General features: G+C 70.4%; 17 protein-coding genes. 2 read left to right on the top strand and 15 right to left on the bottom strand.

All coding sequences use genetic code 11. The features are described from left to right. Positions 1 to 100: 100 nt before the first annotated feature. From ACFZBP_RS16735 to ACFZBP_RS16720, 4 genes are all read right to left on the bottom strand, one after another. Complete coding sequence (locus tag ACFZBP_RS16735) at positions 101 to 865, bottom strand: TIGR03936 family radical SAM-associated protein (RefSeq protein ID WP_383451150.1); 765 nt, start codon at positions 863 to 865, stop codon at positions 101 to 103. Positions 866 to 913: 48 nt separating this feature from the next. Further along, entirely contained in the window at positions 914 to 2,038 is a 1,125-nt protein-coding gene (locus ACFZBP_RS16730) for a hypothetical protein (RefSeq protein ID WP_391413747.1), read from the bottom strand. Between the two features lie 92 nt (positions 2,039 to 2,130). After that, positions 2,131 to 3,285 (bottom strand): M20/M25/M40 family metallo-hydrolase, encoded by a 1,155-nt coding sequence (locus ACFZBP_RS16725; RefSeq protein ID WP_391413745.1) that lies wholly within the window; start codon positions 3,283 to 3,285, stop codon positions 2,131 to 2,133. 39 nt (positions 3,286 to 3,324) lie between these two features. Next, positions 3,325 to 4,887 (bottom strand): AbgT family transporter, encoded by a 1,563-nt coding sequence (locus ACFZBP_RS16720; protein ID WP_383451158.1) that lies wholly within the window; start codon positions 4,885 to 4,887, stop codon positions 3,325 to 3,327. A 132-nt stretch (positions 4,888 to 5,019) separates the two neighbouring features. On the opposite strand from ACFZBP_RS16720, the gene ACFZBP_RS16715 reads away from it, so the two are divergent. Beyond that, the gene (locus ACFZBP_RS16715) at positions 5,020 to 6,045 is read left to right on the top strand and encodes an Lrp/AsnC ligand binding domain-containing protein (RefSeq protein ID WP_391413742.1); all 1,026 of its coding nucleotides are present in this window, start codon (positions 5,020 to 5,022) and stop codon (positions 6,043 to 6,045) included. A gap of 36 nt (positions 6,046 to 6,081) precedes the next feature. Here the strand turns inward: ACFZBP_RS16715 and ACFZBP_RS16710 are convergent, their stop codons facing one another. Then, the gene (locus tag ACFZBP_RS16710; RefSeq protein ID WP_391413740.1) at positions 6,082 to 7,515 is read right to left on the bottom strand and encodes a glucose-6-phosphate dehydrogenase; all 1,434 of its coding nucleotides are present in this window, start codon (positions 7,513 to 7,515) and stop codon (positions 6,082 to 6,084) included. 377 nt (positions 7,516 to 7,892) lie between these two features. On the opposite strand from ACFZBP_RS16710, the gene ACFZBP_RS16705 reads away from it, so the two are divergent. After that, the gene (locus tag ACFZBP_RS16705; protein ID WP_391413738.1) at positions 7,893 to 8,678 is read left to right on the top strand and encodes a single-stranded DNA-binding protein; all 786 of its coding nucleotides are present in this window, start codon (positions 7,893 to 7,895) and stop codon (positions 8,676 to 8,678) included. 97 nt (positions 8,679 to 8,775) lie between these two features. Here ACFZBP_RS16705 and ACFZBP_RS16700 read toward each other — a convergent pair whose 3' ends face one another. The 10 genes from ACFZBP_RS16700 to ACFZBP_RS16655 form a co-directional block, all read right to left on the bottom strand. Continuing rightward, complete coding sequence (locus tag ACFZBP_RS16700) at positions 8,776 to 10,749, bottom strand: TIGR03960 family B12-binding radical SAM protein (RefSeq protein ID WP_391413736.1); 1,974 nt, start codon at positions 10,747 to 10,749, stop codon at positions 8,776 to 8,778. An 81-nt stretch (positions 10,750 to 10,830) separates the two neighbouring features. Then, complete coding sequence (locus ACFZBP_RS16695) at positions 10,831 to 12,348, bottom strand: CHAD domain-containing protein (protein WP_391413734.1); 1,518 nt, start codon at positions 12,346 to 12,348, stop codon at positions 10,831 to 10,833. Positions 12,349 to 12,846: 498 nt separating this feature from the next. Then, entirely contained in the window at positions 12,847 to 14,046 is a 1,200-nt protein-coding gene (gene rodA, locus ACFZBP_RS16690) for a rod shape-determining protein RodA (protein ID WP_383451173.1), read from the bottom strand. Beyond that, the gene (gene mrdA, locus ACFZBP_RS16685) at positions 14,043 to 16,304 is read right to left on the bottom strand and encodes a penicillin-binding protein 2 (RefSeq protein WP_383451175.1); all 2,262 of its coding nucleotides are present in this window, start codon (positions 16,302 to 16,304) and stop codon (positions 14,043 to 14,045) included. Before mrdA ends, rodA begins: the two co-directional genes overlap by 4 nt. A gap of 149 nt (positions 16,305 to 16,453) precedes the next feature. Then, positions 16,454 to 17,137: a rod shape-determining protein MreD gene (gene mreD / locus ACFZBP_RS16680; RefSeq protein ID WP_383451178.1), complete on the bottom strand. Its 684-nt coding sequence runs from the start codon at positions 17,135 to 17,137 to the stop codon at positions 16,454 to 16,456. Between the two features lie 13 nt (positions 17,138 to 17,150). Next, positions 17,151 to 18,200, bottom strand: coding sequence for a rod shape-determining protein MreC (gene mreC, locus ACFZBP_RS16675; protein ID WP_383451180.1), 1,050 nt, complete (start codon positions 18,198 to 18,200; stop codon positions 17,151 to 17,153). Between the two features lie 199 nt (positions 18,201 to 18,399). Continuing rightward, the gene (locus ACFZBP_RS16670) at positions 18,400 to 19,419 is read right to left on the bottom strand and encodes a rod shape-determining protein (RefSeq protein ID WP_004931372.1); all 1,020 of its coding nucleotides are present in this window, start codon (positions 19,417 to 19,419) and stop codon (positions 18,400 to 18,402) included. 269 nt (positions 19,420 to 19,688) lie between these two features. Further along, positions 19,689 to 20,102: a nucleoside-diphosphate kinase gene (gene ndk, locus ACFZBP_RS16665; protein WP_062720617.1), complete on the bottom strand. Its 414-nt coding sequence runs from the start codon at positions 20,100 to 20,102 to the stop codon at positions 19,689 to 19,691. 70 nt (positions 20,103 to 20,172) lie between these two features. Next, positions 20,173 to 20,529, bottom strand: coding sequence for a DUF4233 domain-containing protein (locus ACFZBP_RS16660; RefSeq protein ID WP_234762593.1), 357 nt, complete (start codon positions 20,527 to 20,529; stop codon positions 20,173 to 20,175). A gap of 8 nt (positions 20,530 to 20,537) precedes the next feature. Then, positions 20,538 to 22,040, bottom strand: a complete 1,503-nt coding sequence (locus tag ACFZBP_RS16655; RefSeq protein ID WP_383451185.1) for a bifunctional folylpolyglutamate synthase/dihydrofolate synthase — start codon at positions 22,038 to 22,040, stop codon at positions 20,538 to 20,540. Positions 22,041 to 22,061 lie beyond the last annotated feature (21 nt).

Here is a 22,061-nt window from a genome sequence, read left to right as displayed (position 1 = left end):
ACGGCCTGGCGAAAGTCTTCTGGTCGGTGCGCTGCCCGACCCAGGTGGCTCCCGAGTACGAGGGCGGCGCTTCGACGTCCGTCCCTACGCGGAACCTTCCTTACGCCGGCGCCGTCGCGGCGGCAGCGTTCTCGGCCTCGGTTGGGGCCGTCGCTGCCTCGCGGTCGGGCGCGAGCGGGTCGGTCACCGTGCCGGTCTCTTCATCGAACAGCCCCTGCGCCAGCCTGGTCACCGCTGCGGGGACCGGCGGCGCCAGGTCGGCCACGGCGCGGAGACCGGACAGGACGTCGTCGGGTCGTACGGCAGGCGTCACGTGCCGAACAACCAGCCGCAGTATCGCACAGGGCTGGTCGGTCGGCCTATCAGCCGTTTCACTCTGTGTTTCAAGTTGTGCGACCGCGGGGCGGGCGTCGAAGGTACGGACGCCGTTCTTGGTCATCCGCTGGACCTCCACCGCCTCGGCGGTGTTGAAGGCCGCCACGGCCCGCTCGGCCTCGGCCGGCTCCACACCGGCCAGCCGCAGCTCCCACACGGAAGCCGTGAGCCGGTCGGCGAGCCCCGAGGTCCGGGCCTCGACCGCGTCGACGATGTCGAGGCCGGTGGGCAGCGACTCGTCGAGGAGGATCCGCAGCTGCTCCGGATCCCGCGCGGTGGTGAGCGCGATCTCCAGATACTCCGCCTCACTGCCCGTGCCGGTGGGTGCGGCATTGGCGTACGACACCTTCGGATGCGGCGTGAACCCCGCCGAGTACGCCATGGGTACCTCGGCACGGCGCAGCGCACGCTCGAAGGCGCGCTGGAAGTCACGGTGGCTGGTGAACCGGAGGCGGCCGCGCTTGGTGTAGCGCAGTCGGATGCGCTGCACCGCGGGTGCGGGCGGCGGGCCTACGGGCTGTCGCTTGCCCAGTGTCGTTCAGTCCTTCGTGAGAGCGGTCGTACTACTACCAAGAGTACGTGTCTCGCGGCCCCGAGGTTCCCGTGCGGCCACCGCTTCCGGTTTCTCCGGCTCCCCGAACAACATCCGCCGGAAGTCGGCCCGCGCCTGCCGTACGGACTCGCGGGCGGCGGTGAGGGCCTGCCGGGTGGCCCGTCCCACGCTGCGCGCGGCCTCGGCGACGGGCCGCAGCACCGCGTCCCGGACGACGTGCCCGACCGGTGTGAGCACCGTCCGGTACACCCAGCGCACCGGCTCCACGAAGGTCCACCGGAAGAGGGCGGCGAGGAACCGTCCGACGGCGAGCGAGATCCGTCCGGCGACCCGCCAGGCGTGCCCGAGCGCGTCCCGGAGCTCCTTGCCGACGACGGCGAGCACGCGGCCGACGGGGGCGAGGACCCAGCGGTACAGGGCCAGCGCGGGCAGGACGAACAGCACGCGGGCGGTCCAGTACAGGGCGATCCCGATGCCGGTGACGATCGCGCTCAGGAGCCACACCAGGCCTCTCGCGCACCAGGCGACGGCGTGCCCGACCGGCGTGAGGATCCACTCGTACACCCACCGGGCGGGGATGACGAGGAGGTACCGCGCCAGCCAGGCCACCGCGGCGAAGACGCCGAGCCCGGTCGCGGCGAGTACGGGGCCGAGGCCGCGCAGGACCCACGTCACCGCGTGCCCGATCGGCGTGAGCACGCGCGCGTAGAGCCATCCCAGGCCCGCCCCGATTCCCCGCGCCAGCCACGCGCACGCGTGCCCGACGGGAGTCAGGACGTACCGGTACAGCCACACGAGCGGCACGACGAGGAGGACGTTGCCCAGCCAGGCGAGCCCCCGCGCGACGGGAACCACGACGTACCGCCACAGCGCCACGAACGGCCACACGAACAGCGCCCGGCCGAGCCACAGCAGTGCCCGCCCCACCGGCCGCAGGACGGTGTCGTTCAGGAGGCGTCCGGCGACGACGAGCGCGTCCCACGCCATCCGTACCGGCACGACCAGTACGAGGACGACGATCCGCACCGGGACGCGGATCGCGACCACCAGGCACCCCTGGGGTTCCTGGGGAGCCTGGCGCTGCGGCTGGGGTGGCTTTTCGAGATCCATACCGTCGTAGACGCACGGAACCGGCCGGTCGGATGCGGGCCAGGGACACGATCCGGCAACTACCGCACAGGCTCCTGAGCAGCTGCTCCGTGCTACTGCGCGTACGCCGTGAGCAGCCCCGCCAGCAGTGCCGTCCGGGCGGGGACGTGGTCCAGCAGGACGTGTTCGTGGCGGGCGTGGGCGCCGCCGCCGACCGCGCCGAGCCCGTCCAGGACGGGCCGGCCGAGGGCAGCGACGAAGTTGCCGTCGCTGGCGCCGCCGACGGAGGTCTCCGCGAGCCGCCACCCCAGCTCGCCGGCGATGGACTGGGCCTGCTTGAGCAGGAGTTGGGAGCCGGGGTCGGGCACCATGGGCGGGCGGTTCCAGCCGCCGGTGACGGTGACCCTGACGCGCGGGTCGGCGGGGCGCAGCTCGGTCAGCGCGGCGTCGACACGCGCCGCCTCGGCGGGCAGGGCGATGCGTACGTCGATGGCGCAGTGGGCGTGCCCGGCGACGATGTTGGTGCCCGTGCCCCCGCTGATCACGCCGACGTTGACCGTCGTGCCGCGCTCCCGGGAGCCCAGGGCGGCGATCCGGGTGACCAGTTCAGCGAGGGCGTGCACGGCGCTCGCGCCCGCGTAGGGGTCGAGACCGGCGTGCGCCTCGACGCCGGCCGCCGTCACCTCGAACAGGCCGACGCCCTTGCGGGACGTCTTCAGCGCCCCCTCCGGCCCGGCCGCCGCCTCGCACACCAGCGTGGCCGCCGCGTCCTCGCTGAGCCGCTCGATGTGCGGGCGCGAGGCGGGGCTGCCGATCTCCTCGTCGCCGTTGAGGAAGAGCCGAACCGAGGGGCGCGGCAGTTCCAGTTCGCGCAGCAGCCGCAGCGCCCACACGGCCTGCACCAGGCCGAGCTTCATGTCGAACGCGCCGGGTCCGCTCGCCGAGCCGTCCTCGGTCACCCGGAACGGCCAGTCGGCGAGGGTGCCGGCCGGCCAGACGGTGTCGTAGTGGCACAGCACCAGGACGGTCGCGGGGGCTGTTCCTTCGTACAGCAGTTCCAGCATGTCGCCGTGCGGGCCGCCGTCATGGCGTCGTACGCGGTCGGGCGGGCCGAGCCTTCGGCGGGTCCACCGCTCCACGGCCGCCAGGCCCTGGTCCAGCAGGACCTTGTCGTGGCTGGGGGTCTCCAGTTCGACGAGGGTGCGCAGGTCGTCGGTGATGTCGGGCAGGGCGGTGCGGGCCAGGGACTCGATGCGGCGCGGCGACACGGGCGGTTCTCCTCAGGGCAGGCGTGGCGGCTGGGGCGGTCAGCGGACGGGGACTCCCGGGCCCAGCGGTATGCCGAGTGCCCACCAGGCGTAGAACAGCAGCGTCCAGGCCGCGAGCATGGTCAGGCACAGGGGCAGGGTCAGGGAGAGGAGCGTGCCGATGCCGGCCGAGCGGCGGTAGCGCTGGACGACGCCGAGGGTCATGACGAAGTAGGCGCTCATCGGGGTGGCCGCGTTGGTGCAGGAGTCGGCGATGCGGTAGACCGCCTGGGTCACCTCGGGCGGGATGTCGAGGAGCATGAACATCGGCACGAACACCGGGCCGACCAGGGCCCACTGGGCGGAGCCGCTGGTGACCAGCAGGTTGATCACCGTGCAGACGAGCAGGATGCCGAGGAACGCCCATCCGCCGGTGATGCCCGCCGACTTGAGCAGGTCGGCGCCGCGGATCGCCATGACCTCGCCGACGCCGGTCCACTTGAAGTAGGCCAGGAACTGGGAGATCGCGAAGAACAGCACCAGGATCGGCGCCATCTCGCGCAGTCCCTTCGCCATCTGGTCGGGGATGTCCCGGCCGGTGCGCACGGTGCCGACGGCCCGGCCGTACACGGCGCCCGCGATGAGGAAGGCCACGGCGAGCACGACCGCGATCCCGGTCAGCACCGGTGACTGCACGATGCTGCCGCCCTCGCCCCGCAGCGGCGAGGAGCCCGGGATCATCGCCGCGACGACGACCGCGACGTACGCCAGCAGCGCCCATCCGGCGTTGCGCAGCCCGCGCCGCTCGTCGGCGCCGAGGGTCAGGGGCGCGGGCGCGTGCTCGCCGCCGTCGGTGTCCTGGTCCACCGGCTCGGGCTCGTCCGGCATGGCCGCCACGCGGCGGGCGATGACCTTCTCGGTGACGAGGGTGATGACGGCGGCGAGCACCACCGAGGAGCCGATGGAGAAGAAGTAGTTGGACAGCGGGTTGACGACGTAGGACGGGTCGACGGTCTGCGCGGCGGCGGTGGTGAGCCCGGCGAGCACGGCGTCGGTCGGGGTGACCAGCGGGCTCGCGTCGTACCCGGCGGACACCGACACGAAGGCCACGACCGCGCCGAGCATCGGGCTGCGGCCCACGGCCTTGAACGCGAGCGCGCCGAGCGGCACCAGCACGACGTAGGCCGCGTCCGAAGCGGCGTGCGCGACCATCGCGGTGAACGCCAGCGTGAACGTCAGCCAGCGGGCGGGGACCCGGGCGACGGCGCCCCGCAGCATCGCCGGGAGCATGCCCGAACGGTCGGCGACGGCCACGCCGAGCATGACGACCAGGATCGTGCCGAGCGGCGGGAAGGTGGCGTAGTTCGTCACCGCGTCGTCGATCATCATCCGCAGCCCGTCGCCGGAGACGAGGCTGCGGACGGTGACGGTCCTGCCGCTGGCGGGGTTCGGCGCGGAGGCTCCGGCGGCGGACAACGCCCAGCTGACGAGGGCCAGTACGACGCTGAGGACGCCGAACAGCCAGAAGGGGTGGGGGAGTTTGTTGCCCAGTCGCTCGATGCGGACCAGCAGGGCCATCAGCCCGGTGAGCGGGGCCTGTTCGGTGGTCTGGTTGGAAGCCACCCTTCCATTGACTCCCCACCGGAAGGATTCATGCAAGAACGGCGTCAGTTTCGAGCGTATCGTTCATAGAAAAAACGACCCCTGACCGATTCGGTACCGCCCCGGAGGTACGGATGTACGACCATGTACGGCATGTCACTCCTGGACGATGACGACCTCGACCTCGTCGCCGCACTCCAGCACGCCCCGCGTGCCCCGCTGAGTCTGCTCGCGGAGGCCCTGGGGGTGTCGGCGAGCACCGTGGGGCGCCGGCTGGCCCGGCTGGAGTCGGACCGTCTGCTGCGGGTGATCGGGCAGCTCGACTGGTCGGTGTCCGGCGAAGGCCACCCCTGGCACGTCTGGGTGACGGCGGAACCAGGCGCCGCTCCCGAAGTCGCCCGCCGTCTCGCCGAGTTGCCCGGCACGACCCTGGTCGCCGTCACCGCCGGCACGACGGACGTCTACTGCTCGGTCCTGCCCGAGCGCCGGGCCGACGTACGGGACCTGCTGACCCGGGGCATCCCGGCCACCCCCGGCGTCCGCTCGGCCCGCTCCGAACTGGTCCTCTCCGCGACCGCCAAGTCCGACGCCTGGCGCCTCCCCCGCCTCACCGAGGACCAGATCCACCGCCTCACCGCCCACGCGGCACCGGACACTCCCACGCCCACCCCCACCGGCCCCCCGCCCGGCCCGGCCCCGCTCACCGGCGACGAACTGCGCACCTTGCACCTGCTCGCCGCGGACGGCCGTACCACGGCCGCCCAGGTCTCCCGCCGACTGGACCTCGGCCAGTCCACGGCCTACCGGCTCACCCAGTCCCTGCTCCAACGCGGCCTGGTCCGCCCCCGGGTGGAGATCGAACCGTCCCTGCTCGGCTACGCCTTGGAGGCCGTCGTGGCCCTCACGGTCTCCCCCGGCGCGATCACGGACGTGGCCACGTCCCTGTCAACCCACCCCTCGGCACGCTACGTCTCCACCACCGCGGGCCACTCCTGCGTGGTCCACCAGGGCGTCTTCCGTGACGAACGCGGCCTCGCCGACTTCCTCACCCACGACCTCGCCCGGCTGCCCGGCGTGACCTCCTTCGACGTCTCGATCGTCCTGGAGGCCCTGCGCCGCCACTGGCTGGACCGCGAGAACGGCCGCCTGGCGGGCGCCACGCACGACGGAGGGCGCTGAACGTCCGGCGCGTGCGCTCTCGCGTCGCGGGAGCCGTCAGACGTCGTCCGGTGGGGCCGCCGGCTCGTGCAGCAGGTCCTCCCGGCGCTGGAGGCCGTCCTCGTACGGGGAGGGCGGCTGTGGCCCGTCCGAGCCGGCCGGGTACTCCTCCAGCGGGACGAGGTCCTTCTCCCAGGCGTCCAGTACGGGTTCGAGGACCCGCCATGCCTCCTGGGCCTCGTCGCCGCGGATGGACAGGGCGGGGTCTCCGTGGAGTACGTCGAGGAGGAGCCGGCCGTAGGCGGGCAGGTCCGGGGGTTCCATCCCCGCGGTCAGCGAGAGCGGGGTGAGCTCGTGGGCCTGGGAGCCGATGCCGGTCAGGTCGAGGATCAGTCCTTCCGGTTCGAGCTGGAAGCGCAGCACATTGGGCAGGGCCTCGCCGCCGTGGCCGAACGGCAGATGGGGCACGGCACGGAAACGCACCGCCACCTCCTTGCGGTCCTCCTTGAGGGCCTTGCCGCTGCGGAGCCGGAAGGTGGTGCCGGCCCAGCGCCAGCTGTCCAGTTCCAGCTCCACCTCGGCGAAGGTCTCGGTACGGCGCTCGCCGCGCACGCCCTCCTCGTCGACGTACGCCGGAATGTCGTGGCCGCCGATCCTGCCGGCGAGATAGCGGGCGCGGCGCGTGCGGTGCACGACGTCGTACTCGGTCAGCGGCCGTACCGACCGCAGTACGTCGACCTTCCGGTCGCGCAGGTCGCGTTCGCCGAGGGTGATCGGCGGTTCCATGGCGACCAGGCAGAGCAGTTGGAGGAGGTGGTTCTGGATCATGTCCTTGAGCGCGCCGACGTGGTCGTAGTAGCCGGCCCTGCCTTCCAGCGCGAGCGTCTCGTCCCAGGTGATCTCCACCTCGGCGATGTGCGTGCTGTTCCAGATGGGCTCCAGGACGCGGTTGGCCAGGCGGCTGCCGAGCACGTTCTGGACGGTCGTCATGGCCAGGAAGTGGTCGACGCGGAACACCGCCTGTTCCGGGACCAGGTCTTCGAGCAGCTCGTTCAACTCCCGCGCGCTCGCCAGGTCCTCGCCGAACGGCTTCTCCAGCACGACCCGGCTGCCCATCGGCAGGCCCGCCTCGTGCAGCGCGGTGACCACACGGGGGAAGAGGGCCGGCGGGAGGGCGAGATAGACGGCGACCGGTCCGTCCCCGGCGACGGCGGCGGTGAGGTCGGCGGCGTTGGTGACGTCGGCTTGCACGTACCGGCCCCCGTCCACGAGCGCCTGCCGCGCCCCGGCCGGATACGTCCCGCCGTGCCGGTCCAGCTGGGCGGCCATCCACTCCCGGAACTGTTCGCTGCTCCAGTCCTCCCTGCTCACGCCCGTCAGCTGGAACCCGCCGCCGAGGTGTCCCGCCTCCTGGAGAGCGGCCAGTGCCGGCAGCAGGTAGCGGGCCGTGAGGTCCCCTGTCGCGCCGAATACGGCGAGTCGGTCGATCATGCCGACGCCCCCGCCCGGGCCCCCGCGAGGTTCACGCCGCCGACGATGATCCCGAGGTGGCTGCACGTCTGGGGGAAGTTGCCCATGAACCCTCCTCTGGGCGGGTTGACCTGCTCCGACAGCAGCCCCAGGGGAGCAGCGTGCCGGGACGCGGACCGGACTCACCGCCCACCGGAAGGGTCACCGCCATCGTCACCCTCCCCGCCGGATCCGAAGGGGCCGGGCCTTGTCCCATCGTCGGGGCCGGACACACCGCTCGCGACCGGGACAGGCACCGATACCGGGCCCGGGACCGGCCTCGGGTAACAACGTGGTGAACCTCTGGCCAACGCCGTACGCTCCCTTTGATCCAACAAGGACTCCATGGGGGGACGTTCATGCGCGCGACCATGCGCCTGGCCCTGCTCGGCACCGGCATCGTGCTGGTCACCACCGCCACCGGCGCCACCGCCGCCCAGGCGACGGACGGCGGCTCGGGCAACATCACGATCGACAGGGTCGTCGTCAACGGCGGCAAGCCAGTCGTGGTCGGCACCACCAACGTGGTGTCCGCCAAGGTCTCCGTGACCGCCTCGGACGACTCGGGCATCGTCGAGACCACGTACATCAGCGCCTTCGGCCCCAAGCCGAACTACGCGCAGATCTGGTACGACGACGGCGACATCACCTGCGTCAAGGCGAGCGCCACCACCTCGACCTGTACCGGCACGCTGACCTTCGACCCGCAGGCCTCGACCGGCTTCGTCAACAACGCGGCGGCGGCCACCTGGAACCTCGCCACCCTGGTCTCCGCCCACGACTACGACTACATCCACCGCGACGCCGCCACCACGTTCAAGGTGCAGCGCTACTCGAAGCTGACGGTCAACGCCTCGCCCGAGCCGGTGAAGAAGGGCCGAACCATCACCGTCACCGGCAAGCTCTCCCGGGCCAACTGGGAGGACAACCAGTACCACGGCTACACCAACCAGCCGGTGAAGCTTCAGTTCCGCAAAAAGGGCAGCACCACCTACACCACGGTCAAGACGATCAAGTCCAACTCCACGGGCAACCTCAAGACCACCGTCACCGCCTCCACCGACGGCTACTTCCGCTACAGCTTCGCGGGCACCGCGACGACTCCGGCGGCCAACGCGACGGGCGACTTCGTGGACGTCCAGTAGGACCCGGAGACCAGTTGCACCCGGAGCCGTACGACGGCCCCTGACCAGGACATTCGGTCAGGGGCCGGCGTACGGGTGAGGCTGGTCGGCGCGTCGTTCAGTGCGAGTGCCCGCTGGGCGCCGACGCGGCGTTCTTCACCGTCAGCGGCAGCAGCTTCTTGCCCGTCGGGCCGATCTGGATGTGGGTGTCCATCTGCGGGCAGACACCGCAGTCGAAGCAAGGCGTCCACCGGCAGTCCTCGACCTCGGTCTCGTCGAGGGCGTCCTGCCAGTCCTCCCAGAGCCAGTCCTTGTCGAGGCCGGAGTCCAGGTGGTCCCAGGGGAGGACCTCCTCGTAGGTCCGCTCACGGGTGGTGTACCAGTCGACGTCGACGCCGAAGGGGGCCAGCGCCTTGTCGGCGCAGCTCATCCAGCGGTCGTAGGAGAAGTGCTCGCGCCAGCCGTCGAAGCGGCCGCCGTCCTCGTAGACCGCGCGGATGACGGCGCCGATGCGGCGGTCGCCGCGGGAGAGGAGGCCCTCGACGATGCCGGGCTTGCCGTCGTGGTAGCGGAAGCCGATCGAGCGGCCGTACTTCTTGTCGCCGCGGATCTTGTCGCGGAGCTTCTCCAGGCGGGCGTCCGTCTCCTCGGCGGAGAGCTGCGGGGCCCACTGGAACGGGGTGTGGGGCTTGGGGACGAAGCCACCGATCGAGACGGTGCAGCGGATGTCGTTGGACCTCGACACCTCGCGGCCCTTCGCGATCACGTTCATCGCCATGTCGGCGATCTGCAGGACGTCGTCGTCGGTCTCCGTCGGCAGGCCGCACATGAAGTACAGCTTCACCTGCCGCCAGCCGTTGCCGTAGGCGGTGGCGACGGTCCTGATCAGGTCCTCTTCGCTCACCATCTTGTTGATGACCTTGCGCATGCGCTCGCTGCCGCCCTCGGGGGCGAAGGTCAGTCCGGAGCGGCGGCCGTTGCGGGTCAGCTCGTTGGCCAGGTCGACGTTGAAGGCGTCCACGCGGGTCGACGGGAGGGACAGACCGATCTTGTCCTCCTCGTAGCGGTCCGCCAGGCCCTTCGCGATGTCGCCGATCTCGCTGTGGTCGGCGCTCGACAGCGACAGCAGGCCGACCTCCTCGAACCCGGTCGCCTTCAGGCCCTTCTCGACCATCTCGCCGATGCCGGTGATCGAGCGCTCGCGCACCGGGCGGGTGATCATGCCGGCCTGGCAGAAACGGCAGCCGCGGGTGCAGCCGCGGAAGATCTCCACCGACATCCGCTCGTGGACCGTCTCGGCGAGCGGGACCAGCGGCTGCTTGGGGTACGGCCACTCGTCCAGGTCCATGACGGTGTGCTTGGACACACGCCACGGGACACCGCTCTTGTTCGGTACGACACGGGCGATACGGCCGTCCGCGAGGTACTCGACGTCGTAGAACGCCGGGATGTACACCGAGCCCGTCTTCGCGAGGCGGAAGAGGACCTCCTCGCGGCCGCCCGGGCGGCCTTCCGCCTTCCAGTCGCGGATGATCTTCGTCATGTCCAGCACGGCCTGCTCGCCGTCGCCGATGATCGCCGCGTCGATGAAGTCGGCGATCGGCTCGGGGTTGAAGGCCGCGTGGCCGCCGGCCAGGACGATCGGGTCGTCGACGGTGCGGTCCTTGGACTCCAGCGGGATCCCGGCCAGGTCCAGGGCGGTGAGCATGTTGGTGTAGCCGAGCTCGGTGGAGAAGGACAGGCCGAACACGTCGAACGCCTTGACCGGCCGGTGGCTGTCCACCGTGAACTGCGGGACCCGGTGCTCCCGCATCAGGGCCTCCAGGTCCGGCCACACGCTGTACGTGCGCTCGGCGAGGACGCCCTCCTGTTCGTTCAGGACCTCGTAGAGGATCATGACGCCCTGGTTGGGCAGCCCGACCTCGTACGCGTCGGGATACATGAGCGCCCAGCGGACGTCACAGGACTCCCACGGCTTGACCGTGGAGTTGAGCTCTCCGCCGACGTACTGGATCGGCTTCTGCACATGCGGGAGCAGAGCTTCGAGCTGCGGGAACACAGACTCGGCGGCCGCAGCGACTTCGGCAGACATGTCGCGAACCTTCGTGAGCTGGGACTGAACTGACAGGGGTGACCATCTAGCCTAACGCGACCGCGACGGCCCCCCGCACGCTCAGATGCTCGTACCGCCCTTGATCTCCTTCCACAGCCCGGGCAGCTCGGCCTCGTCCTCGGCCGCCCGGCGCTCCTCACGCCCGTACAGCAGCCCGTACGTGAACGACGGCTCCCCCGCCCCGTGCGCCTGCCGGGCCAGCTCCCGCAGCGCCTCCCGGGTCATCACGCTGTCCTGGTGGTCGCCGAGCAGGTTCTGCAGGCTCTTCATCGACTTCACCAGGGCGGTGGCCGGGTCGCCCAGCGCCGGGACCGCCGACTCCGCCGCGTACCGCGTCCGCTTGGCCTTCTTCCGCGCCTCGTGCAGCGCGAGATCCCGCTCCTGCCCGGGCTCCAGCTCGAACGCCCGCTCGACCAGCCGGGACACCTTCGCCAGGTCCTTCCGTACGGCCTTCCCGATCACCTTCTCCGGCTTCCTGCCGGCCGCCTTCAGCAGCGGCGGATCGGCCACCAGGGCGTCGAGGGACTCCAGCAGCCGCAGATACCGCGCGCCGTCGAGCACGTTGGTCAGACGCCGCCGCGATCCGCCGCCGCGGGCACGCGACCAGGTACGCAGCCGGGTCCGGACGGGCCCGACCAGCAGCGCGCGCGGCAGCTCGTCGACGGCCGCGGTCAGCCGCTCGGTCAGCACCTCCTGGTCCCGGTCGACGCCCAGCTCCCCGGCCAGCCACTTCAGCTCCGCGCCGACCGGGTCGGTCACCTCGCGGTCGAGGACCTTGCCGTACGACTTGAGGGCGCTGCGCATCCGCCGGGTGGCGACCCGCATCTTGTGCACGGAGTCGTACACGTCCCGCCGCACGGCCGGATCGAGCTCGACGATCGCGTCCAGCTGCGCGCGGAGGTAGGCGAGGGCGTGATCCCCGGCGGTGACCGGCTCCGCCTGTGCCCCGGCCTCCCCCGCCTTCCTGCCCCGCTTCTTCTTCGGCGCCGTCTCCGTCAGGGCCCGCTTCAGCTTCGAGGCCGAGGCGGAGGGCCGTACGCCCGCCTTCTTCAGCTTCTTCTCGACCTTGTCGAGGAACGCCGGGTCGGTGCCGTCGGCCAGCTCCACCTCGATCTCGGTCCACTGAGCGGTACGGCCGCCTCCGGTGAGCCGCTCGGCCTGTACGGCGTCCACGCTGACCTCGGCGAGCAGCCGCCCCTCGGCGTCCACGAGGTCGCGCACGTCCCGGTCGGAGCGCAGCCGGACCACGGGCACCAGCTCGGCGTCCCTGACCCGGGAGCGGACGAGCCCGGCGAGGGTGCGGGGCAGCGTGTCCGACAAGGGGGCCTGAATCTCATCCCGCACACCCGGCGCCACCGGGAACTTCAGATGCCAGCCTGCGTCCGAGCCACCCGTTCTGCGGCGCAACGTGATCGACGACGCGTCGAGCCGCTCGTCCGCGGTGTCGTAGTAGGTGGCGTCGAGATGCGCGACCCCCTTGTCGATCACGGCCGCGACCCCCGCCACGCCGGTCAGGTCGGGCAGGCCACTCTCGTCGGATTCATACTTCCGCTCGATTTCGCGCTTCGTGTCCGCCATGACCCGAATCTAGTGGCAGCCACGACCGGACGACAGTGCTCACCGGCCATGAACCCCAGGCGGACAGGGGGCTGATGGCGAGAAAACCGGCCGAAGAGCCCTCGCCGACCGAGGCGCCGGCACGGGTTCGACGGGGGGCTCGCGGAGCTACTTCGGCGGCAGGCCAACGGAGCCAGTTCGGCGGGGGCTCACGAAGCCAGTTCGGCGGACCGCCCGGCACTGGTTGGGCGGAACGCCCGGCACCGATTCGGCGGGGCACCCTGCATACGGTTGGCGAAGCGCACGCGCACCGCTTCGGCGGGGCACCCTGGACCGCCTGGGCGGAACGCTCGGCACAGTCAGCGGCAGCCACCGCAGCCTCCGCCCAGCGCACCGGCACCGGCACCGGCACCGGCACATCAGACCGGCACTCCAACCAGCCCCACGCCGACATCCATCCCCGGCCAGCACTCCAGCCCCGCCCCGCCCCCGCCGCCCCGGCTCAACCCAGCGGAGCGATCACGCCGACATCGGCCGCTGCACCCGAATCGACTGCAGCAACCCCACCGCCACCCAGACCGCGAACATCGACGACCCTCCGTACGACACGAAGGGCAGCGGCAGACCGGTCACCGGCATGATGCCCAGGGTCATCCCGATGTTCTCGAAGGCCTGGAAGGCGAACCACGCCACGATGCCGGCCGCGACGATCGTCCCGTACAGCTCGGTCGTCTCGCGGGCGATGCGGCAGGCACGCCAGAGGATCACGCCGAGGAGCAGGATGATCAGCCCGCCGCCGACGAAGCCCAGCTCCTCCCCCGCGACGGTGAAGACGAAGTCGGTCTGCTGTTCCGGCACGAACTGGCCGGTCGTCTGCGAGCCGTGGAACAGCCCCGAGCCGGTGAGCCCGCCCGAGCCGATCGCGATCCGCGCCTGGTTGGTGTTGTAGCCGACGCCCGCCGGGTCGAGCTCGGGGTTGGCGAAGGCCGCGAAACGGGCGATCTGGTAGTCGTCCAGGACGCCCAGCTGCCAGACCGCGACCGCCCCCATGGTGCCCGCGCCGATCAGCCCGAAGACCCAGCGGTTGGAGGAACCGGACGCGAGCAGCACGCCCAGCACGATCACCACCATCACCATGACCGAGCCGAGGTCGGGCATGAGCAGCACGATCAGCATCGGAACGGCGGCCAGGCCCAGGGCCTGCACCACCGTGCGGTGGTCCGGGTACTGCTTGTCGCCCGCGTCCACTCTCGTCGCCAGCAGCATCGCCATGCCCAGGATGATCGTGACCTTCACGAACTCCGAGGGCTGGAGCGAGAAGCCGCCGGGGAGCTTGATCCAGGAGTGGGCGCCGTTGATGGTGGAGCCGAGCGGGGTGAGCACCAGCAGGATCAGGAAGACCGAGACGCCGTACAGGATCGGCACCGCCGTGCGCAGGGTGCGGTGCCCCAGCCACACGGTCCCGATCATCAGCGCGATCCCGATACCGGTGTTCAGGATGTGCCGGATCAGGAAGTAGTACTGGTCGCCCTGGTTGAGCTCGGTCCGGTTGCGGGTCGCCGAGAAGACGAGGATCGAGCCGATCAGCGACAGCGCGATCGCCGACAGCAGTATCGGCCAGTCCAGCCGGCGGGCGAGCGAGTCACGGGCGAACAGGCGGGTCCAGCCCGCCCGTTCCGGCCCGTACCCGGAGACCTGGAAGCTGTTGGCGCCGGTCATGTGAGCATCCTCCGGCTTCCCCGCCGACGGCTCCTGCGCCGCCTGCGCCGGGTGTCCCGGTTCTCGTTCGTCGGCGGCGCCACGGTCCCGGCGAGTTGCTGCTCGTCCGGCCCGGCCTCGCCCTTCTGGCTGACCCGCTGGTCCTTCGCCGGGTCCTTGGCGATCTTGGGCGAGGTGATGGTGCCGTCCGTGCGGACCTTCGGCAGGCTCTTCGCGGGCGTGGGCAGCAGCGCGTTCTTCTTGTTGATCGCGCCGTCGTCGGAGACGCCGTACAGCGCGTCGTAGATGTTGCGCACGGCCGGACCCGAGGCACCGGAACCCGTACCACCCTGGGAGATCGTCATGACGATCGAGTAGTCCTTGGTGTACGTCGCGAACCACGAGGTCGTCTGCTTGCCGTAGACCTCGGCGGTACCGGTCTTGGCGTGCATCGGGATCTTGTCCTGCGGCCAGCCGACCTGCGCGAACCGCCAGGCGGCGGTACCGCGGGTGGCGACGCCGGCGAGGGCGTCGTCCATCGCGGCCAGTGTCTGCCTGCTTATCGGCAGCTTGCCGTGCGACTTGGGCTTGATCTCCTCGACGGTCTTGCCGTCGGCGCTGACGACGGCCTTGCCGACCGTCGGGTCGTAGAGGGTCCCGCCGTTGGAGATGGCCGCGTAGATGGTGGCCATCTGGATGGGGGTGACGAGGGTGTCACCCTGTCCGATGGAGTAGTTGACGGAGTCACCCGCGCGCAGCCGGTTGCCTTCGAGGCAGTTCTCGTAGGCGATCTTCTCCGCGTAGCTGCCGTCCTTCTTGCCGTACTTGCACCAGGCGTCCTTGTTGGCCTTCCAGTAGTCCAGCTTCCACTGGCGGTCCGGGACGCGGCCGGTGACCTCGTTGGGCAGGTCGATGCCGGTCTCCGCGCCGAGGCCGAACTGGTGGGCCGTCTTGTAGAACCAGTCGTTGGCGTTCTTCTTCGGCTTGGTGCCGCCGTCCCGCTTCCACTCCTCGTGGGAGAGCCGGTAGAAGACGGTGTCGCAGGACACCTCCAGGGCGCGGCCGAGGCTGATCGGGCCGTACCCCTTGGACTCGAAGTTCTTGAAGACCTGGCCGCCGATGGAGTACGAGCTGGAGCACTGGTAGGGGCCGTCGAAGGAGTAGCCCGCGTTCACCGCGGCGGCGGTCGGGATGACCTTGAAGATGGAGCCCGGGGCCGACTGGCCCTGGATCGCCCGGTTGAGCAGCGGGTAGTTGGAGGACTTGCCGGTCAGCGTCTTGTAGTCCTTGGCGGAGATGCCGCCGACCCACGCGTTCGGGTCGTACGTCGGGTTGGACGCCATGGCGACGATGCGGCCGGTCTTGGCCTCCATCACGACGACGGCGCCCGAGTCGGCCTTGTACGGCTCGTTGGTGTTGCGGTCCCACTCCTTGCGGGCCTGCTTCATCGCGTCGTTCAGCTCGTACTCGGCGACCCGCTGTACCCGGGCGTCGATGCTGGTGACGAGGTTGGAGCCGGGCTGGGCGGCGTCGGCCTTGGCCTGGCCGATGACCCGGCCGAGGTTGTCGACCTCGTAGCGGGTGACGCCTGCCTTGCCGCGCAGCTCCTTGTCGTACTGCCGCTCCAGGCCGGAGCGGCCGACCTGGTCGGAGCGCAGGTACGGGGAGTCGGTGTCCTGCGCCTGCTGGAGTTCCTGGTCGGTGACCGGGGAGAGATAGCCGAGGACCTGGGCGGTGTTGGACTTGCCGGGGCTCGGGTAGCGGCGCAGGGCCTGCGGCTCGGCGGTGATGCCGGGGAAGTCCTCGGCGCGCTCACGGATCTGCAGGGCCTGCTTGGGGGTGGCCTCGTCGGTGATGGGGATCGGCTGGTACGGCGAGCCGTTCCAGCAGGGCTGCGGGGTCTTGGCGTCGCAGAGCCGGACCTTCTCCTCGACCTCCTTGGGCGTCATGCCCAGGACACCGGCCAGCTTGGTGAGGACGGCTTCACCGTCGTCCTTCATCTTCAGCAGGTCGGTGCGGGAGGCGGAGACCACCAGCCGTGTCTCGTTGTCGGCGAGCGGCACGCCGCGCGCGTCCAGGATCGAGCCGCGCACGGCGGGCTGGACGACCTGCTGCACGTGGTTGCCGGAGGCTTCCTTGGCGTAGGCGTCGCCCTCGCGGATCTGGAGGTACCACAGGCGTCCGCCGAGGGTGCCGAGGAGAGAGAGGACGAGGACTTGGATGACGATGAGCCGGATCTGGACGCGTGGCGTCCGGCCGGTCTCGGGGATGTTGGTCACTGTGGCTGCCTCCCCCTCTCAGTGCGCGTACCGATGGGTGCACCGGTGCGACCAGTGCGGATACGACTGTGTGTGTACGAGTGATGAACGGCCGGCCCGTGCGGTCCGGTTCCTCCTGGACTCACCCTCCCGGGTGAACTCCGCTGCTCTCACAGCCGCTTGACCCCCTTGATGCGCCCGGCCCGGGCCGTTCGTGCCCGCGCCGCCTTCACCTTCAGTCCGCCCTTCAGCCCTCCGCGCTGGCCACCGATGCGCAGCCCGGTCCCGCCGGAGAGCCAGCCGGTGGAGATGTCGGCTTTCTTCGTCTGCGAGTTGCTGTCGGCGAGCGGGTCGTTCTCCGCGCGCCGGGCCAGCGCCATGATCCCCGGGACCACGAACGGGGCGAGCAGCAGATCGTACAGCGCGGCGGTGAACAGCAGGCTGCCGAGGCCGACATGGCGGGCGGCGGTGTCCCCGACGAGGGCGCCGACCCCGGCGTACAGCAGGGTCGTGCCGATCGCGGCGACGACCACGACCACCATCGGCCCCGTCGCCGACTTGAGCCGGCCGTTGTCGGGCTTGATGAGCCCGACGAGGTAGCCGATGACGCACAGCACCAGCGCGTAGCGGCCGGCGGCGTGGTCGGCGGGCGGGGCCAGGTCGGCGAGCAGACCGGCGCCGAAGCCGACGAGGGCGCCGCCGACATGGCCGTAGACCATGGCGAGGCCCAGGACGGTGAGGAGCAGCAGGTCGGGGACGGCGCCCGGAAGGTGAAGGCGGGCCAGGACGCTCACCTGGATCACCAGGGCGACGACGATCAGTGCGGAGGAGAGCAGGATTCGGTTGACGCGCATGGGGCTTCAGCTCCTACTGCTCTTGCTCGTACTGGTTCTGACCGTCGCCTGGCGGCTGATACCGGCCGTCGGTCTGCGGCTCGTACTGGCCGTCCGCCTGAGGCTGGTTCTGATCGTCCGTCCGGGGCTGGTCCTGGCCGTCGACCGTGCCGTCGGCGCCCGGCGTGACGGTGACCGTGACGGTCGGCGTGGGGGTCGGCTTCGGCTTGTCGGGGAGGACCGTGTCGCGCGGGTCCTTGGTGGGGGCCTGGACGACGACGCCGACGATGTCGAGCTTGGAGAACGCGGCGTACGGCGTGACGTACAGGGTGCGGGTCAGGCCGCCGCCAGAGGGGTCGACGCGGGAGACGACGCCGACGGGGACGCCGGGCACGAAGGGCTTGTCGGCCTGGGAGCCGAAGGTGACGAGCCGGTCGCCCTTCTTCACCTCGGCCTTGCCGTTGAGGAGTTCGACGCGCAGCGGGCGGTCGCCCTGGCCGGAAGCGAAGCCGAGCTCGTCGCTGGCCTCCATGCGGGTGCCGACGGTGAAGTCGGGGTCGTTGGCGAGGAGCACCGTCGCGGTGTTCGGGCCGACCGTGGTGACCCGCCCGACCAGGCCGTCGCCGTTCAGGACGGTCATGTCGCGCCGGATGCCGTCGTTCTCGCCGACGTCGATGGTGATCGTCCAGGAGAAGCCCTGGGCCGCTCCTATGGCGATGACCTCGGCGCCCTTGATGCCGTACTGGCCCGCGCCCGCGACCTTCAGCATCTTGTCGAGCTGCTTGAGCCGGCTGCGGTTGCGGTCGTCGCTGCCGAGCTTCGCCTTGAGAGCGGCGTTCTCCTGCTCCAGCGCGGCGAGCCGGTCGTGGCGCTCTCCGGAGTCACGGATCGCGGCGACCGCGTTGCCGACCGGGTCGACCGCCGCCGACACACCGTTCTCGATCGGGCCGAAGACCGTGGCCGCGGCGGACCGGGCGCCGTCGACCGGGGAATCCTCTCCGCCGCGGATGTCCACCGTGATCAGCGCGAACGCGACGGCGATCAGCAGCACCAGGAGCAGCCGGCTCTCTCGTGTGTCCCTCACGTGCGGCGGCCGTGCCCTTCCTCATAGGAGTTCGGGAAACCCCGGGGAAACCCGTGGGGTTCATATACGGAATTTGTGTGCGGAGCTTGTATGCGAGCTTGAATGACGCGCTTGGCGGCTCTTGGAAGCTTATGCCTCTATATCAACGATCCGCCGTACGAGAGGAGATCATCCCGTACGGCGGAATCGAAGAGTTACGTCATCTGCGCGGCTGGGCGTCCAGCACCTGCTGCAACGCCTCGAACTCCTCGACGCACTTGCCGGAGCCGAGCGCCACGCTGTCCAGCGGGTCCTCGGCGATGTGGATCGGCATGCCGGTCTCGCGACGCAGCCGCTCGTCGAGGCCGCGCAGCAGGGCGCCGCCGCCGGTCAGAACGATTCCTCGGTCCATGATGTCGCCGGACAGCTCCGGCGGGCACTTGTCGAGGGTCGTCTTCACCGCGTCCACGATCGCGTTGACCGGCTCCTCGATGGCCTTGCGCACTTCGGCCGCGGAGATGACGACGGTCTTCGGCAGACCGGAGACGAGGTCCCGGCCGCGGATTTCGGTGTGTTCGTCAGCGTCGAGGTCGTACGCGGAACCGATCGTGATCTTGATCTGCTCGGCCGTCCGCTCACCCAGCAGAAGGGAGTACTCCTTCTTGATGTGCTGGATGATCGCGTTGTCCAGTTCGTCGCCCGCGACACGGATGGACTGGGCGGTGACGATGCCGCCGAGGGAGATGACCGCGACCTCCGTGGTGCCGCCGCCGATGTCGACCACCATGTTGCCCGTGGCCTCGTGGACCGGCAGGCCGGAGCCGATGGCCGCGGCCATGGGCTCCTCGATGATGTGCACCTGGCGGGCGCCGGCCTGGGACGACGCCTCGATGACGGCGCGGCGCTCGACGCCGGTGATGCCCGAGGGCACACAGACGACGACCCGCGGACGAGCCAGATACCGCCGCTTGTGGATCTTCAGGATGAAGTAGCGGAGCATCCGCTCGGTGATCTCGAAGTCGGCGATGACGCCGTCCTTCAGCGGACGTACGGCAACGATGTTGCCGGGCGTGCGCCCGATCATCTTCTTCGCTTCGGCGCCGACCGCGAGGATGCCACCGGTGTTGGTGTTGATCGCGACGACGGACGGCTCATTGAGTACGATCCCGCGACCCCTGACGTACACCAGCGTGTTGGCGGTCCCGAGGTCGACAGCCATGTCACGGCCGATGAACGACATTGAGTTCCCCATCAGGATTCGTCTGGCCTTCCCTGGGAGCTTTTGATGGCTTTTCAGGTCGGCGAAGTGGGTGCTGTGACGTGAAGGCTTCTATCGTAGACGCGCTTTCGCGAACACTGCGGGAGGGTCTTCGCCATTGTCAGCAGATGGCGAGCCGCCCCGCTTGTGGAGACGGGCCATCGGGGGCACTCGTTCCCTCGATCGCCGCGCATATGCCGCCGGGCGGCCGGGTTTCTTCGGCCGCCCCAGGTCGGACCGGTTGAGAGGGGTCAGGCGCGGCCCGGGAAGAAGATCTTCACCTCGCGCTCGGCGGACTCCTCGGAGTCGGAGGCGTGGATGAGGTTCTCCCGGACGATCACACCGAAGTCACCGCGGATGGAGCCCGGCGCGGCGGCGATCGGGTCCGTCGGACCGGCCAGCGCGCGCAGTCCCTCGATGACCCGCTCGCCCTCGACGATCAGGGCGACGACCGGCCCGGAGGCCATGAACTCCACCAGCGGCTCGTAGAAGGGCTTGCCCTTGTGCTCGCCGTAGTGCTGCTCCAGCGTGTCCTGGTCCAGCGTGCGCAGCTCCAGCGCGGTGATCTGCCAGCCGGCCTTGCGCTCGATACGGCTGATGATCTCGCCGGTCAGGCCGCGACGGACGGCGTCGGGCTTGAGCAGGACGAGGGTGCGCTGGGTCACGGGAGGGCTCCTTCTTGCTTACTGCCGGTGGTGCGGTGGGATGAGGTTACAGGGCGTGTCCAGGCCCTTGTTACGCAGCGTCAGGTGTGGAGGAGTCGCTCTGCGCGGCGAATCTCGCCTTCGCCTCGTCGACCTTCCTCCCGTAGTGCACCGAGGCCCACCACAGCGCCGCGAAGATCACGCCCAGGATGAACATCGTCGACACGATGAAGCCGGAGGCGATGAGGGCGATCTGCAGCGCCCAGCCGAGGGCGACCCCACCGGGCCGGGTCACCAGACCGCACAGCAGCACGCACAGGAACATCGCGATGCCGCTGACCGTCCACACCGTCGACATGGACAGGTCGGGGTCCTTCATGGCGACCAGACCGGCGAAGCCGATAACGAAGAACTCGCCGATCAGGGTCGAGGAACAGAGCGTACGCATCTTCGGACTCAGCCCTTCCCCAGCAGCAGCCGGGCCTCGCCGACCGTGATGACGGACCCGGTGACGAGCACACCGCCGCCGGCGAACTCGCCCTCCTCCTCGGCCAGCGTGATCGCGGCCTCCAGGGCGTCCGGCAGCCGCGGCTCGACCTGCACCCGCTCGTCACCGAACACCTCGACGGCGATGGCGGCCAGTTCGTCGGCGTCCATGGCGCGGTGCGAGGAGTTCTGCGTGACGACGACCTCCGCGAAGATCGGCTCGAAGGCCTCCAGCAGCCCCCGCACGTTCTTGTCGCCGCTCGCGCCGACGACCCCGATGAGCCGGCTGAAGTCGAAGGCCTCCCCGATCGCGTCGGCGGTGACCCGCGCGCCGGCCGGGTTGTGGGCGGCGTCCAGCACGACGGTCGGCGACCGCCGTACGACCTCCATCCGCCCCGGCGAGGCGACCGCGGCGAACGCCTTGCGGATGGTGTCGATGTCCAGCGCCTCGGCCCGCGCGGCGCCCACGCCGAAGAACGCCTCCACGGCGGCGAGGGCCACGGCGGCGTTGTGCGCCTGGTGCGCACCGTGCAGCGGCAGGTACACCTCGGGGTACTCACCCCCCAGTCCGCGCAGCGTCACCAGCTGTCCGCCGACGGCGACCTGACGCGCCACGACCCCGAACTCCAGGCCCTCACGGGCCACGGTCGCGTCGACCTCCACGGCCTTCTTCAGCAGCACCTGCGCGGCGTCCACCGGCTGCTGGGCCATGATCACGGTGGCGTCCTGCTTGATGATCCCGGCCTTCTCGGAGGCGATCTCGCCGGGTGTGCCGCCGAGCCGGTCGGTGTGGTCGAGGTCTATGGGCGTCACGACGGCGACGTCACCGTCGATGACGTTGGTGGCGTCCCAGGAGCCGCCCATCCCCACTTCCACGACGGCCACGTCGACGGGCGCGTCGGCGAAGGCGGCGTACGCCATGCCCGTGAGCACCTCGAAGAAGGACAGCCGGTACTCCTGCTGTCCGTCGACCATCTCGATGTACGGCTTGATGTCCTGGTACGTCTCGATGAAGCGCTCGGCGGAGATCGCGGCGCCGTCGAGACTGATCCGCTCGGTGATCGACTGGACGTGCGGTGAGGTGTAGCGACCGGTGCGGAGCTCGAAGGCGCCGAGGAGGGCCTCGATCATGCGGGCGGTCGACGTCTTGCCGTTGGTGCCCGTGATGTGGATCGAGGGGTACGAGCGCTGCGGTTCGCCCAGGACGTCCATGAGCGCGGCGATACGGCTGACGGAAGGCTCCAGCTTGGTCTCGCCCCAGCGCGTCGCGAGCTCCGCCTCGACCTCGCGCAGGGCCTTGTCGACCTCGGGGTCCTCGGGGCGGGCGGGCACGTCGGCCTGGGGCTTGCCGCCCTGGGTGCGCAGGGTTCGGCTGCCGGCCTCGATGACCGCCAGATCGGGGTCGCGGTCGGTCTCTTCCGCGATGATCTCGTCGAAGGGGTCGAGGGGGTCAGGCTCGTTCTGGTCGCTCACGGGGCCAGTCTACGGAGGGCG

Source organism: Streptomyces sp. NPDC008086, assembly GCF_042957325.1.
GTDB lineage: Bacteria > Actinomycetota > Actinomycetes > Streptomycetales > Streptomycetaceae > Streptomyces.
This window is presented reverse-complemented; position numbering and strand designations above follow the sequence as displayed.

Coding starts and splice junctions, on each gene's coding strand:
- ACFZBP_RS16700 (WP_391413736.1), bottom strand. CDS start 10,749: ATGTCTGCCGAAGTCGCTGCGGCCGCCGAGTCTGTGTTCCCGCAGCTC.
- ACFZBP_RS16695 (WP_391413734.1), bottom strand. CDS start 12,348: ATGGCGGACACGAAGCGCGAAATCGAGCGGAAGTATGAATCCGACGAG.
- ACFZBP_RS16670 (WP_004931372.1), bottom strand. CDS start 19,419: ATGTCGTTCATCGGCCGTGACATGGCTGTCGACCTCGGGACCGCCAAC.
- ACFZBP_RS16705 (WP_391413738.1), top strand. CDS start 7,893: ATGCGCGCGACCATGCGCCTGGCCCTGCTCGGCACCGGCATCGTGCTG.
- rodA (WP_383451173.1), bottom strand. CDS start 14,046: ATGACCGGCGCCAACAGCTTCCAGGTCTCCGGGTACGGGCCGGAACGG.
- ACFZBP_RS16660 (WP_234762593.1), bottom strand. CDS start 20,529: ATGCGTACGCTCTGTTCCTCGACCCTGATCGGCGAGTTCTTCGTTATC.
- ACFZBP_RS16730 (WP_391413747.1), bottom strand. CDS start 2,038: ATGGATCTCGAAAAGCCACCCCAGCCGCAGCGCCAGGCTCCCCAGGAA.
- ACFZBP_RS16715 (WP_391413742.1), top strand. CDS start 5,020: ATGTCACTCCTGGACGATGACGACCTCGACCTCGTCGCCGCACTCCAG.
- mreD (WP_383451178.1), bottom strand. CDS start 17,137: ATGCGCGTCAACCGAATCCTGCTCTCCTCCGCACTGATCGTCGTCGCC.
- ACFZBP_RS16710 (WP_391413740.1), bottom strand. CDS start 7,515: ATGATCGACCGACTCGCCGTATTCGGCGCGACAGGGGACCTCACGGCC.